Origin of the sequence: Micromonospora sp. M61 (genome assembly GCF_018070245.1) — a bacterium.
GTDB classification, from domain to species: Bacteria; Actinomycetota; Actinomycetes; order Mycobacteriales; family Micromonosporaceae; genus Micromonospora; species Micromonospora zamorensis.
Genome location: NZ_JAGPYA010000035.1, coordinates 1 through 13,741, shown reverse-complemented (window position 1 = coordinate 13,741; position 13,741 = coordinate 1). Strand labels below are relative to the sequence as shown.

Here is a 13,741-nt window from a genome sequence, read left to right as displayed (position 1 = left end):
CACGCTGTGTGACGTCCTGCCGGTCTGACTGCCGTTTCGGCGAACGGCACGAGGACAGCCCAGCGCGCGCTCGTGCCCGCCCAGGCGTCCAGGCAGAACCTGACGCACCGTAGGGCCGTGATCGCACCCCACCACCGCACAACCTAGGAGACGGCATGCGTCGCAATACATTGATCATCGCGGTGATCGCCGGCCTGTTACTGTCGCTCGGACTCGCCCCACCCGCATCGGCGGCCCCGGCCTTCCGTGCCCTGCTGTTCACCAAGACCGCCGGCTACCGGCACGACTCGATCCCCGCCGGAATCGCCATGTTCCAGCAGCAGGCGGCGGCGAACAACTTCGAGCTGGTGGCGACCGAGGACTCCAGCGTCTTCACCGCCAGCAACCTGGCGACCTTCGACGTCATCATCATGTTCCAGACCTCCGGCATGGTCTGGACCTCGGCGGCGCAGCGCCAGGCGGTGGAGGGCTACCTCGCCAGCGGCAAGGGCATCGTCGGCGTCCACAACGCCACCGACATGGGCATCGAGTCGGAGTACCCGTGGTGGGACCAGACCATCAACGGCGGCGCCCACATGCCCGAACACTCCCCCGGCGTGCTGCCCGGCACCGCAATCGTCGCCGACAAGCAGCACCCGTCGACGGCCGGTCTGCCGGATCGCTGGAACCGCAGCGAGGAGTGGTACAACTTCGACACCAACCCGCGCGGCAACGTGCACGTCCTGGTGACCGCCGACGAGCGCACGTACAACCCGGGGTCCCGGGCGATGGGCCCGGACCACCCGATCTCCTGGTGCCGCAACGCCGGTGGTGGGCGGGTGTGGGCCACCGCGATGGGCCACGCGATCGCCTCGTACAGCGAGACGAACTTCCGCAACCACGTCCTCGGTGGCGTCCGGTGGGCCGCCGGCAGCGTCGCCGGCGACTGCGGCGGCACCGTCTGGGGCAACTTCGAGAAGCGCACCCTCGACGACAACACCGTCGACCCGATGGCGATGGCAGTGGCCCCCGACGGGCGGGTGCTCTACGCCCAACGCGGCGGGCAACTGAAGATCTTCAAGCCCTCCACCAACAGCACTGTCACCGCCGGCACGCTGAGCGTCTACACCGGCGGCGAGGACGGTCTCACCGGCATGGCGCTGGACCCCAACTTCGCCACCAACGGGTACGTGTACCTGTACCACTCGCCGGCGAGCAGCACGACCGACGTCAACCGCGTCTCCCGCTACACGCTCTCCGGCGACACGTTGAACATGTCCAGCGGTGTGACGATCATCGACATCCCGGCCTACCGTGACCGGACGTTCCCGGAGCCCGGCCACACCGGCGGGTACATCGAGTTCGGTCCGGACGGCAACCTCTACATCGGCACCGGCGACGACACGCCGCCGAACCTCGACCCCAACTGGCAGGGCTACGCCCCGCTGGACTGGCGGTCGGGCAAGTCCAACCTCGACGCCGCCAGGACCGCCGGCAACACCAACGACCTGCGCGGCAAGCTGCTGCGCATCCGCCCCGGTGCCAGCGGCAGCTACACCATCCCGACCGGCAACCTCTACCCGCAGGGCACCGCGCAGACCAAGCCGGAGATCTACGCGATGGGCTTCCGCAACCCGTTCCGCTTCTCGATCGACCCCGCCAACGGCTGGGTCTACCTGGCTGACTACGGGCCGGACCGCAACCCGCCCACCACCAACCGCGGCCCCGAGGGCCTGGTCGAGCTCAACGTGATCAAGACGCCCGGCAACTACGGGTGGCCGTTCTGCCACGGCGACAACCAGCCCTACGCGCCGTTCAACCCGGACACCGGCGTCGTCGGCTCGAAGTTCAACTGCTCGGCACCGGTCAACAACTCCCCCAACAACACCGGCCTGACCAGCCTGAAGCCGGTCGTCGCACCCAACATGTGGTACGGCTACGGCACCTCGCCGACCTTCCCGGAGCTCGGCTCCGGCGGCTCCGCGCCGATGGGCGGGCCGGTCTACCGGTATGACCCCGCGAACCCGTCCGCGACGAAGTTCCCGCCCTACTACGACGGCGTCCACTTCTTCTACGAGTGGTCGCGCAGCTACATCAAGGAGGTGCACTTCGACTCCGCCTCGGCGGTGACCCGCACCAACCCGTTCCTGCCCACGGCCCGGTTCAACAAGCCGATGGACATGGAGTTCGGCAAGGACGGCTCGCTCTACCTGCTGGAGTGGGGCACCAACTTCGGTGGCGGCAACAGCGACTCCGGGCTCTACCGGGTCGACTACATCCAGGGCGGCCGGTCGCCGATCGCCAAGGCCACCGGCACACCCACCAGTGGCACCGCCCCGCTCACCGTCCAGTTCAGCAGCGCGGGCACGGCCGACCCGGACCCCGGCAACACGCTGAGCTACCAGTGGACGTTCGGCGACGGCACCAGCTCCACGGCCGCGAACCCGTCGAAGGTGTACACCGCCAACGGCAACTACACGGCGCAGTTGAAGGTCACCGACAACACCGGTAAGACGGGCTTCGCCAACGTCCAGATCACCGTCGGCAACAGTGCCCCGGTGGTCACCATCACCACACCATCCAACGGCGGCATGCTCACCTTCGGTGACAAGGTGTCGTACCAGATCAACGTGACCGACCCGGACGGCGGCACTGTCGACTGCTCGAAGGTGGTCCTCAACCCCGCGCTCGGTCACGATGACCACGCGCACGAGACCACCGAGTACCCGGGCTGCTCGGGCACCATCTCCACCGACCTGCTCGGTGGTCATCCGGACGGCGCCAACCTGTTCTACGTGCTGAACGCTCGCTACACCGACAGCGGCGGTGCGGGGGGCGCGGCTCCGCTCACCGGTACCGCGCAGGCGATTCTCCAGCCAAAGCACAAGCAGTCCGAGTACTTCAGCAGCCAGTCCGGCATCCGGGTCGTCGACCAGGCGGCGGCGGAGAGCACCAAGCGCGTCGGTGACATCTCCACCAACGACTGGATCGCGTTCAGCCCGATGAGCCTGTCGGGCATCTCGACGGTCAGCTACCGGTTGTCGTCGCCGTCCGGTGGCGGCACGATCGAGCTGCGCGCCGGCTCGCCGACCGGCACCCTGCTGGCCACCACCACGGTGCCCAGTACGGGCGGCTGGGACAACTACCAGTCCACGACTCCGGTGAGCGTCTCCGCGCTCAGCGGGACACAGACGCTCTACATGGTGTTCAAGAACAGCAACAACTCGTTCGATCTGGACTCGCACACCTTCGGCGGCAACGGCGTCGGAACACCCGGCACCGGTGGTGGCCTGGCGGGCAAGACCTGGACGGTCACGGCCCAGCACAGCGGCAAGCTGATGGACGTCAGCGGTGTCTCCACCGCCGACGGCGCTCAGATCACCCAGTGGGCGGCCACTGGGGGCAACAACCAGAAGTGGCAGGCCGTCGACGCCGGTAGCGGTGCGGTCTACCTGAAGGCCGTGCACAGCGGCAAGTGCGTCGAGGTGGTCGGCAGCTCCACGGCGGCGGGTGCCTTCCTCCAGCAGGCCACCTGCAACAACGGCAACCAGCAGAAGTTCACCGCGACCGCGACGGGAACCTCCGGGGTCTACACGGTGCGCAGCGTGCTGAGCGGGCTGTGCGTGGACGTCAACGGCGCCGCCACCACCGACGGCGCCCGACTGTTGCAGTGGACCTGCCACAGTGCGGCCAACCAGCAGTGGCGGTTCACGGCGGTGTGACCCGCGGCTGTCGCCGTAGCGAATGACGTCCCGGTCGGGACCGGTATCCGATGAGCGGAGCCGGTCCCGGCCGGGACGTCGTCCTCGAGCTGAGAGGGAGGGCGTCGCCCTAGTGCGCCGTGGCGAGCAGCCCCGCCGCCGCCAGCGCGTCCCAGAGTTCCTCCGCCACGACGGCCTCCGAGCGTCGCACCGCCTCGGCGGCCTGGGAGGTGTTGCGCACACCGACCACCGTCGACACCACCGCCGGATGCCGGCGGACGAAGGCCAGTGCCGCCTGCGGCAGGGTGACGCCGTACGTCTCGCAGACCGTCGCGATCCGCCGCGCCCGCTCGATCAACTCTGCCGGGGCCTGCTGGTAGTTGTAGACGGCGTCAGCCGGCGGCCGGTCCCGCGACAGCAGCCCCGAGTTGTAGACACCCGCGATGACCATGCCCACCCCGCGACTCTGGGCGGCGGGCAGCAGGTCATCGGCCGCGCCCTGCTCCAGCAGGGTGTACCGCCCGGCGCACATCATCACGTCGACGTCGGCTTCCCGCACGAACCGGGCCAGCATCTCCGACTGGTTCATGCCAGCGCCGATGGCACCCACCACGCCCTGGTCACGCAGCTCGACCAGGGCCGGCACGGCTTCACTGGCGGCCCACTCCCAGTGGTCGTCCGGGTCGTGGAGGTAGACGATGTCGATCCGGTCCAGCCCGGTGCGATCCAGGCTGGCCTCGATCGAGCGAAGGACGCCGTCGCGGCTGAAGTCCCACACCCGCCGGTGGCTCGCGGGGACATCGAACCCGTCGGAGTCCCGCAGGTGGGCGTCCTGCGGCGACGGCACCAGCAGTCGCCCGACCTTCGTCGACACGACGTACTCGTCGCGCGGGCGGTGCCGCAACGCGGCGCCGAGTCGGCGCTCGGACAGACCGAGCCCGTAGTGCGGCGCGGTGTCGTAGTACCGGACGCCCGCCTCCCACGCGGTGTCGACCGCCGACGCGAACTCCTCGTCCGTCGTGGCCCGGTACAGGTTGCCACCCTGGGCCGCACCGAAGCCCAGCTCGGTGAGACGCACCTCCGGGCGACGCGGCAGTGCTCGCACCCTCACGACGCCTCCAACCGATAGACGCGCCGCGCCGTGTCCCCCCAGAGCAGCGCCTGGTCGGCCTCGTCGTGGTCGCCCAGCAACTCCGCCAGCGCCTCGACCCATCGCGGGTACGAGCTGGCGAGCAGACAGACCGGCCAGTCCGAGCCGTACATCAGTCGGTCCGGTCCGAACGAGTCGAGCGCGCCCTCGACGGCCGGTCGGAGGTCTTCCGTCGTCCAGGGCGACCGCTCCACTTCCGTCACCAGACCGGAGAGCTTCGCCGTGGTGTTGGGCGAGGCCGCCAACGCCCGCAGACCGCGAGTCCACTCGGTCATCTCCGGACGGCCCAATGCGGGCTTGCCCAGATGGTCGAGCACGAAGCGCACCTCCGGCAGGTCGTGCGCCAGGCGTGCGGCCATGGGCAGCTGGTGTTGGCGGACCAGCAGGTCGAAGACCAGGCCGGCCGCGCCGACCGCCGCGATCCCCCGGCGGACGTCCGGGCGGTCCAGGTACGCCGGGTCGGTCTCGCTCTGTACGAGGTGGCGGATGCCGACGAGGCGTTCCCCGCCCGGTGCGGCCCGCAGGCCTTCGAGGCGCTGGGCGACGTCGTCGGCGGTCAGGTCCACCCAGCCGACGACACCACGGACGAGGGTGTCCCCGGCCGCGACGGCCAGCAGGTCCACCGTCTCCGCCTCCGAGGCGATGGACTGCACCACCACGGTCGCGGTGACCCCGGCGGCCCGGGCCACCGGCGCGAGATCCGCGGGTTCGAAGTCGGCGTCGATGGCCGCCATGGTCACCGGGTCGATCCACGGCTGGGGGTGCCGTGCGCGGACCCAGAGGTGGTGGTGCGCGTCGACGATCCCGGCTCGTCCGGGCACCTCTGCGCCCGTCATCGGCCCAGCCAGCCGCCGTCGACGGGCAGGACGATTCCGTTGACGTAGTCGGATGCCGCCGACGCCAGGAACACCGCGGCGCCACCGAGGTCGTCGGCCCGGCCCCACCGACCCGCCGGGATCCGGGTGAGGATCGCCGGGGCACGGTCGGGGTCGTCGCGCAGCGCCTGGGTGTTGTCGGTGGCGATGTAACCGGGGGCGATGGCGTTGACGTTCACCCCGTGGGCCGCCCACTCGTTCGCCAGCGCCTTGGTCAGACCGGCCACCCCCGACTTCGACGCGGCGTAGCCGGGGACGGTGATGCCACCCTGGAAACTCAGCAGCGACGCCGTGAAGATGATCTTCCCTCGGCCCCGCTCGACCATCGTCCGGCCGATCTCCCGGCTCAGGACGAACTGGCTGCTGAGGTTCACCTCGATCACGTGGTCCCACATCTCGTCCGGGTGCTCCGCGGCCGGAGTACGGGCGATCGTGCCGCCGTTGTTCACCAGGATGTCGATCGGCCCGAGAGCGGTGATGTCCCGGGCCAGCCGGTGCACGGCCGCGCGGTCGCCGAGGTCGGCCCGCAGCGCGGTGAACCCGCGGCCTGCTGCCCGCACCCGGCGTTCCACCTCGCTGCCGGTCGCTTCGAGCTGGGCGGAGACCCCGACGATGTCGGCACCGGCCAAGGCCAGGGCCTCGGCCATGGCGAGGCCGATGCCGCGCCGCGCCCCGGTCACGACGGCGGTCCGTCCGGACAGGTCGAACAGGGCGGTCACTGGTTGCCCTCCCGCAGGTCGAGCAGCACCTTCATGACACCGCCACCTTCCAGGGCCGTGAAGGCGTCGGCGGCCGCCTGGACCGGTTCGACACGGGAGATGAGCTGTCGCGCCGGGATCGCGCCCGAGGCGACCAACCGGATCGCCTCCACCATGTCGTCGCGCTGGTACAGCCGGGCACCCAGGAGTTCCAGCTCGCGCCAGAAGAACCGGTGCAGGTTCACCTCGCGAGGCTTGGGGTGGATCGCCACCATCACCAGCCGACCCCGGGTGGTGAGGACGTCGACCGCCGTGGTGACGCCGGCCGCGGAGCCGGACACCTCGAAGGCGATGTCGGCGCCCGCGCCGTCGGTGCGGTCGTTGACCAGTGCCACGACATCGGTCGATCCCGGGTCGACGGCCTCGATCCCGATCCCGCCCGCCACCTCGCGGCGGAACGGGTCCGGCTCGACGAGGAGCACCCGTGCGCCGCGGCTCTGCGCGACGGTGGCGATGAGGACACCTACCGGCCCACCGCCGACCACGACCACCTGGTCGTCGGCGGTCACGTTCCCCCGCCGGACGTCGTGCACGGCGACCGCGACCGGCTCGACGAGCGCCGCGTGGTCGAGCGGCAACTCCTCGGGCAGCGGCAGGACCAGCTCCACCGGCACGTTCCAGGAGGACTGCATGGCGCCCGGTGAGTCGATGCCGAGGAAGTTCATGGCGTGGCAGACGTGGGAGTTGCCGCGCTCGCAGGCGGCGCACTGCCCGCACGGCCGGGTCGGCATCACGGTGACGGGCTGGCCGACGCTCCAGCCGTCGACGTCCTCGCCGAGGGCCGCGATCCGCCCGGACATCTCGTGGCCGATGATCGCGGAGTCACCGACCCGGGCGTCCATGTCCCCGTGGTAGATGTGCAGGTCCGTGCCGCAGATTCCGGTGTAGGCCACCTCGATCCGCACCTGGCCGCGACCGGGTGGCACCGGTTCGCGTTCTTCGATTCCGAGGTGACGCGCCCCCCGGTAGACGACTGCCTTCATCGATCCTCCGTCTCGACGGTCGGTACGTCGGTCGTGCCGACCGGCATGGTCATGGGTGCACCGCCGTGGCGGTGCACCCACGCTCCCTTTGATGTGGTGGTCAGCTCAGTGCCGCGCGGTGGGTGCCACGTCGTTGTGCGAGTTCAGCGACACGACGGGCACCTGGCGGCCGGGGACGATGCCGTCGACCCCGGCCAGCAGCCGACGGCCGGCGCGCTCCGGCCGGACGTTGGGGCTGTCGGCCGTCTGCGGCTGCGGGCGGCGGTTGGCGGCACGGATCAGCTCCTCGTCGACCCGGACACCCAGCCCGGGTGAGTCGCCGAGGACGAAGGCACCGTCCTCGACGTGCAGGTCGATGGAGACCCCGACCGGTCGGTGCAGGTCCTGCAGTTCGCTGGTCAGATGGTTCGGCACCGAGGTCGCGGCGTGCAGCAGCCCGATCGGGCTGTTGCCGATCGGGCTGACCGGCAGGTCGTGGGCGTGTGCCAGGGCGGACGCCCGCAGGAAGTGGGTGACCCCCCAGACGGCGGCCATCTGGACGACGTCGACCGCGCCGGCGGCGATCAGCGGGCGGTACTGTTCGAGCCCGGTGAGGTTTTCCCCGGTGGCGACCGACGCGCGCACTCCTCTGCTCACCGCGGCGTTGCCCTCGGCGTCCCAGCGTCGGACGGGCTCCTCGATCCAGATGAGGTCCAGGCTGCGTTCGAGTTCGCAGACGTGCCGAACGGCCTGTTTGCGGGTCCATGCCTCGTTCACGTCCAGCATCAGACCCGGCCGCCGGCCGTGGCCGGCCTCGGTCAGGACGTCCCGGACCAGGCAGAGCCGGTGCCGGTCGCGCTCGATGTCGAGGCCACCCTTGAGCTTGGCGGCCCGCAGGCCGTGGCTGGCGTAGACCTCGTACTCGGAGACGAGCTCGTCGTCGGTCAGCCCGATGTCCAGGCCGGACGCGTAGGCGGGAACGCGCCGGTCACGTCCGCCCAGCAGCCGCCACAACGGCTCACCGGCGGCCTGCGCCTTGATGTCCCAGAGTGCGGTGTCGAGAGCGCCGATGGTGCCGAACACCGGGCCCGCGTGGCCCGCCTTGAACGTGTGCCGCAACATGCGGTCGTAGAGGGTCGTCACCGCGCGCGGGTCCTCGCCCTCGATGGCGGCGAAGACCCGCTCGATCTCGACGTGCGGCCCGAGGCCGACGCCCGAAATGCCCTCGTCGGTGTCGACGACGACGATCGAGACCGGGACCACCCCGTCGGCGAAGACGCCGTTGGCATCGCCGACCGGCCGCCCCCATTCCTGGACCGTGGTGAGCGTCCGATATCCCGTGATGCGCATGTCAACCCTTCGTGGAACCGGCGGCTACACCGTCGGCAATTTGGCGCTGGAGGAACAGGTAGACCAACAGGACGGGTATCGCGGCGATCAGCACCCCGGAGGCGAAGGTGGGGATGTTGTCGGAGTACTGCCCGCGCAGCGAGGTCACCCCGATCATCAGCGTCCGGTGTTCGGCCGACGGCATCATCACCAGTGCCATGAGGACGTCGTTCCAGCAGAACAGGGCGTTGAGGATGCCGACCGACAGCAGCGCCGGGGTGCCCAGGGGCAGCATGATCCGGCGGTACACGCCGTACACGGTGTTGCCGTCGATGCGGGCCGCGTCGACGATCTCCGACGGGATGCCCTTGTAGTAGCTCGTCATCAGGAAGACGGTGAAGGGCAGGAACTGGGCCACGTAGACCAGGATCAGGCCCGGGTACGTGTCGATGAGCGCGGTGTCGGCCATGATCCGGGCGAGCGGCACCATGATCACCTGGAACGGGATGAAGAGCCCCGCGAGGCAGCCCAGGAACAACGCCGACGAGCCACGGAACCGCAACTGGCTCAGGGCGAAGCCGGCCATCGACCCGAGCAGCAGCAGCAGGAGCACCGACGCCGTCACCACGAACAGCGAGTTGACGAAGTAGCGGCCCATCCCGACGCTGTTCCACGCCGTGCTGATGTTCTCCCAACGCAGAGCGTCGGTCAGGGAGAACCGGTCGAGGATGTAGTCACGGCGCGTCTTCATCGCGACGTTGGCGGTGAACAGCAGGGGGTAGATCGTCGCCAGGGCGAGCAACGACATGGGGATGGCGATCAGCCACCAGCCCAGGCGGAGGCGAGACATCAATCCTCCTTTCCGGATCGTTCGAGCAGCTTGATCTGCAACAGCCCCACCACGAGCATGATCATGAAGAGGATCGTCGACGCGGCCGACGCGAGAGCGGGACGGTTCATCTGGCCCTGCTGCTTCCAGATGTAGAACTCCGGCAGGTACGTCGACCCCTCCGGCCCGCCGCTGGTCATGACGTAGAGCAGCCCGAACATCGAGGTCAGCATCCCGATCATCGTGGTCACGAAGACGAACTGGATGGTGCGCGAGAGGCTCGGGACGATCACGTGCCAGACCACCTGGCGCAGCGACGCCCCGTCCACGCGGGCGGCGTCCAGCAGCGCGGGGTCCAGCGTGGCGAACCCGGCGAGAAACACCACCAGGGCCATGCCGAAGGTGGCCCAGATGTGCACGCCGACCACCATGAACATCGCGATGCCCGGGTCACCGAGCCAGTCGATCGGATCGACACCGACCGAGGAGAGGACGGCGTTGAGGGGGCCGTCGAAGGCGAGCAGCAGGTTGAAGATCGCACCGACGATGACCGGTGAGAGCACCGCGGGAAAGAAGTAGACGCTGCGGTAGAAGCGGTGACCGGGCACCCGCAGGTAGATGAACGTCGCGAGCAGACCGGGGATCGCCACCGCCACCGGCAGCAGCAGCACCAGCAGCCCGACGTTCTTCAGCGCGGTCTGGAACAGCGGGTCGGCGAAGAGCTCCCGATAGTTGCCGAAACCGACAGCCGTCCCGTTCTGCGCACCGTCGCCGGTGAAGGAGAAGTTGACCCCGAGGATCAGCGGGTAGAGCCGCAGCAGCACGATGATCAGGACGGCTGGGGCGACCAGGATGTAGGGGGCGAAGCGTTCGGCGCGCAGCCCTCCCCGGTCGGGACGGGGGCGTACGCCACCCCGGTGCGCGGCGGGGGTGCCCGCCGCCCCGCCGGCCCGTCCGGCCGGAGCCAGACGGACCGACGGTTGCGTGTTTCCGATTGGCACGAGGTCAGCCCGCCTGGTCGGAAGCGGCCAACTGCTTCACCACCTCGTCGACGGTGATCGAACCGCTGAGCAGTTGCTGGGAGAGGCGGCCCATCAGGTCGAGCGTCTTCGAGGAGAGCGCGACGTGCAGCGCGGGCTTGCCACTCTTCAGCTCGTTGACGATCGTGGAGACCGCCGGCCCGCCCTGCGACACGTCGATGGTGGTGTCGGCGGCGATCGCGCCGGCGTCGGCGTAGAACGCCTTCAGCGCGTCGGCCGAACTCAGGGAGCGCACCAGGTCGGCGGCCACCTTCGGGTCCTTCGTCCACTTGGCGACCGCGTAGCCGATGCCACCGTCGTACGGGAGGCTCGGGGTGGTGCCGGCGGTGACGACCGGGGCCTTCATGACGCCGAGCTTCTCCGGGGTGAGGAACTCGTTGAAGTCCTGCCAGTGCCCCACGTCCGACATCAGGCCCATGACGTGCGCGGCCTTGCCGGACTGGAAGAGTGCGAAGGAGTCGTTGAACATAGCGGTCGAGTTGGCCCCGTCGCTGTTCATCTTCTTCTCACCGGTCTCCTTCCAGAGTTGGAAGACCCGCTTGACGTTTGCCGAGTTCCAGTCGCGCTTGCCGGTGATCCAGGCGTCGTACTCCGCGGCGGTGAGGGTGGTCGAGCCCATGCTGGAGAGCCAGAACTGGATGCCGACGCCCTCCTTGTTGCCGAGGGCGAAGCACTTGGAGCCGGCCTTGGCGATGGCGGCGCAGTCGGCGACGAACTTGTCCCACGTGGTGGCCGGGCTCGCCGGGTCGAGGTTCGCCTTCTGGTAGACCGCCTTGTTGTAGTAGATGGGGTAACCCTGCAGCGTCACCGGTGCGGCGTAGGTCTTGCCGTCCTTGGCGAACGCCTCCCAGCCGGCCAACCGCTGCTTGTCCTCGGCCACGTAGTCGTCGAGCGGCACCAGCGCGTCCACCCGGTCGCGGATCTGGCCACCGCCGTTGAACAGCATGACGTCCGGGCCCTTGCCGGACTGGATGGCCGCACCGAGCAGCGTGTAGTACTGGTCGAAGGGCTGCGCGACGAACTCGACAGTGACGTTGGCGTGCTTCTTCTTGAAGTCGGCCTTCGCCTTGTCCAGGTACGACTTCGCGAACGGCTCGCCGGACTTCCAGTCCCACACCACCAACTTGTCGTCCGAGCCGCCGCTGGACTTGCCCGAATCGCTGGCACTGCCACAGCCGGCCAAGGCCAGTCCCACAACGAGGACGGCCGACCACATTGCGCGCTGTCTCATCAGTTGTCACCTCTGAACGTGGGGTGGCCGACGGGCGGGCCGCCATGCCATTGTTGATCGGAAAGTAACTCGTATGACGTGTGACGTCAATAGTCGGCCGTAGACTGATGTCGACGTCGTGCCACGGCGAGCCATTCGGAGGGGGACATGACGCCAGCGCAGGAGACAGCCCTGAACAATCCGGGGACCCCGGAGTGGGTGCGTCGACCGACCAACCTCGCCAGGGCGGTCACCGCCGAACTCGTGCAGCGCATCGTCCGTGGCGTCCACCCGTCCGGGACGTCCCTGCCACCCGAACCGGTCCTCTGCGACACCTTCTCCGTGAGCCGGACCGTCGTCCGGGAAGCCGTCAAGATCCTTCAGGAGAAGGGGTTGGTGCAGGTCCGCCAGGGTGCCGGCACCATGGTCACCCCACCGTCACACTGGGACATGCTCGACGAGCTCGTCCTCGCGGCCACCATCGCCGAGGACGACAGCCTCGCCATTCTCGACGACCTCGTCGTCACCCGGCGGGTGCTGGAGTCCGACATGGCGAACGTGGCCGCCCGCCTCGCCGACGCCGAGACCGTCGACCGGCTGCGCGCCATGGTGGACCGGATGGACGAGCTCGTCGACGACCACGTCACGTACCACGACCATGACCGGGCCTTCCACGACACGATCATGCAGGCATCCGGGAACCGCATCGCCCGCGGCGTCGTGCGGGCACTGGAAAGCCAGGTCATCAACACCGCCCGCTACATGGGCCGCACCGAACGCTCGCTGTGCGTGGCATCCAACAAGGGCCACCGACGCATCTACGAGCGCATCGCCGCCCACGACTCCGAGGGCGCCGCCCAGGCGATGTTCACCCACATCACCGAGGCCTGGCTGGTCCGCCGCAGCGGCTCGGGCAAGCCGGTACGTCTTCAGCGCTGAAGGGCGCAGCTCCAACGCTGAGGGCGGCAGCGCCTGCTCCCGCGATCTCGGAGCAGGCGCCACCGCCGATGTCAGCGCCGGCCTCGCCGGCGACCGGGATCAGGAGAACTGCGCGAAGAACCTCCAGATCTCACCCTTGGTCCAGGTCGTGATGCCGCTCTCGGCGTAGGTGCCGTCCACCGGACCGGGCATGTGACCGTTGTCGTACGCCGCCCACTGCACCGGGTAACCGGACCGGCAGCCCGAGTAGGTGGTCGTGATGTGGGTGCGGCTGCCCGCGCCCGGCTCGGGCGGGTTCTGCGCGGTGCACCCGTTGTTGCGGACGAACGTGTCCCGCAACGACCGCCCCTGGGAGATGCTCAGGACGTTGTCCGAGATGCCGTGCAATCCGAAGTACGCGATGGGCTGCGTGCCGCCGCTGCAGCCGCTGATCTGCCCGCCGGAGATGACCGCGACGGCCCGGAAGACGGTGGGCCGCGCGCAGGCGATGGCGTAGCTCATGCCGCCGCCCCAGCTGAAGCCGAGGGCGAAGCGCTGCCTCGGGTTGACGCAGAGGCTGCTCTCGATCCGGGTGATCATGTCATCGACGAAGGTGATGTCCTCACCGCCGGCGTTGCCCCAACCGTTGCCGAACCCCTGGGGCGCGACCAGGATCGCGCTGTTGTTCGACTGCTCCTGCTGCCCGTAGTAGGACCACGGGGTCCCGCTCGTGCCGCCGGAGGAGATCTCCTGCATGGTGCCGCCTCGCCAGTGGAACGCGAAGATCAGCCGGTACGGGTTGCTGTTGTTGTAGTTCGCGGGCACCCGCAGGATGAAGGTGCGGCTCTTGCCGTTGGTCTGGATCGTGTGCGTGCCACTGGAGAGCGTCGGCGCCTTGCCGCACCCGCTGCCGCCCGTCGGCGGCGGGTTGCCGCTGTCCGTGGGGACGAGTTGCCACTGCTGGTTGGCGCCACCCCAGTCGGCGTACTG

General features: G+C 69.3%; 10 protein-coding genes and 1 pseudogene. 2 read left to right on the top strand and 9 right to left on the bottom strand.

Annotated features, from left to right (window positions below; translation table 11 throughout):
* The first annotated feature begins 155 nt into the window (after window positions 1-155).
* A complete protein-coding gene (locus tag KBX34_RS20355) occupies window positions 156-3,701 on the top strand; it encodes a ThuA domain-containing protein (RefSeq protein WP_210926325.1) in 3,546 nt (1,181 codons plus the stop codon).
* Between the two features lie 109 nt (window positions 3,702-3,810).
* Here the strand turns inward: KBX34_RS20355 and KBX34_RS20350 are convergent, their stop codons facing one another.
* The 8 genes from KBX34_RS20350 to KBX34_RS20315 all read right to left on the bottom strand — a co-directional run bounded on the left by KBX34_RS20350 (window position 3,811) and on the right by KBX34_RS20315 (window position 11,854).
* Entirely contained in the window at window positions 3,811-4,791 is a 981-nt protein-coding gene (locus KBX34_RS20350; RefSeq protein ID WP_210926323.1) for an aldo/keto reductase, read from the bottom strand.
* On the bottom strand, window positions 4,788-5,666 hold the full coding sequence (locus KBX34_RS20345) for an amidohydrolase (RefSeq protein WP_210926321.1): 879 nt from the start codon (window positions 5,664-5,666) through the stop codon (window positions 4,788-4,790). The genes KBX34_RS20350 and KBX34_RS20345 overlap by 4 nt, the downstream gene beginning before the upstream one ends.
* On the bottom strand, window positions 5,663-6,424 hold the full coding sequence (locus KBX34_RS20340; RefSeq protein ID WP_088947075.1) for an SDR family NAD(P)-dependent oxidoreductase: 762 nt from the start codon (window positions 6,422-6,424) through the stop codon (window positions 5,663-5,665). Before KBX34_RS20340 ends, KBX34_RS20345 begins: the two co-directional genes overlap by 4 nt.
* Complete coding sequence (locus KBX34_RS20335) at window positions 6,421-7,446, bottom strand: zinc-binding dehydrogenase (protein WP_210926318.1); 1,026 nt, start codon at window positions 7,444-7,446, stop codon at window positions 6,421-6,423. The genes KBX34_RS20340 and KBX34_RS20335 overlap by 4 nt, the downstream gene beginning before the upstream one ends.
* A gap of 105 nt (window positions 7,447-7,551) precedes the next feature.
* A complete protein-coding gene (locus tag KBX34_RS20330) occupies window positions 7,552-8,775 on the bottom strand; it encodes a mandelate racemase/muconate lactonizing enzyme family protein (protein WP_099851741.1) in 1,224 nt (407 codons plus the stop codon).
* Between the two features lies 1 nt (window position 8,776).
* Entirely contained in the window at window positions 8,777-9,604 is an 828-nt protein-coding gene (locus KBX34_RS20325) for a carbohydrate ABC transporter permease (RefSeq protein ID WP_088947072.1), read from the bottom strand.
* Entirely contained in the window at window positions 9,604-10,584 is a 981-nt protein-coding gene (locus tag KBX34_RS20320) for a carbohydrate ABC transporter permease (RefSeq protein ID WP_172861986.1), read from the bottom strand. The genes KBX34_RS20325 and KBX34_RS20320 overlap by 1 nt, the downstream gene beginning before the upstream one ends.
* Window positions 10,585-10,588: 4 nt before the next feature.
* A complete protein-coding gene (locus KBX34_RS20315) occupies window positions 10,589-11,854 on the bottom strand; it encodes an ABC transporter substrate-binding protein (protein WP_210793407.1) in 1,266 nt (421 codons plus the stop codon).
* Window positions 11,855-12,001: 147 nt separating this feature from the next.
* Here KBX34_RS20315 and KBX34_RS20310 point away from each other — a divergent pair, with 147 nt between their 5' ends.
* Entirely contained in the window at window positions 12,002-12,772 is a 771-nt protein-coding gene (locus KBX34_RS20310; RefSeq protein ID WP_088947070.1) for a FadR/GntR family transcriptional regulator, read from the top strand.
* Between the two features lie 99 nt (window positions 12,773-12,871).
* Here KBX34_RS20310 and KBX34_RS20305 read toward each other — a convergent pair.
* A pseudogene (locus KBX34_RS20305) lies at window positions 12,872-13,741 on the bottom strand (glycosyl hydrolase); the annotation flags it as partial.

Bases quoted from the DNA above. Each gene is read 5' to 3' on its own strand.
- KBX34_RS20355 (WP_210926325.1), top strand. From the start codon at position 156: ATGCGTCGCAATACATTGATCATCGCGGTGATCGCCGGCCTGTTACTG.
- KBX34_RS20315 (WP_210793407.1), bottom strand. From the start codon at position 11,854: ATGAGACAGCGCGCAATGTGGTCGGCCGTCCTCGTTGTGGGACTGGCC.
- KBX34_RS20330 (WP_099851741.1), bottom strand. From the start codon at position 8,775: ATGCGCATCACGGGATATCGGACGCTCACCACGGTCCAGGAATGGGGG.
- KBX34_RS20345 (WP_210926321.1), bottom strand. From the start codon at position 5,666: ATGACGGGCGCAGAGGTGCCCGGACGAGCCGGGATCGTCGACGCGCAC.
- KBX34_RS20325 (WP_088947072.1), bottom strand. From the start codon at position 9,604: ATGTCTCGCCTCCGCCTGGGCTGGTGGCTGATCGCCATCCCCATGTCG.
- KBX34_RS20335 (WP_210926318.1), bottom strand. From the start codon at position 7,446: ATGAAGGCAGTCGTCTACCGGGGGGCGCGTCACCTCGGAATCGAAGAA.
- KBX34_RS20310 (WP_088947070.1), top strand. From the start codon at position 12,002: ATGACGCCAGCGCAGGAGACAGCCCTGAACAATCCGGGGACCCCGGAG.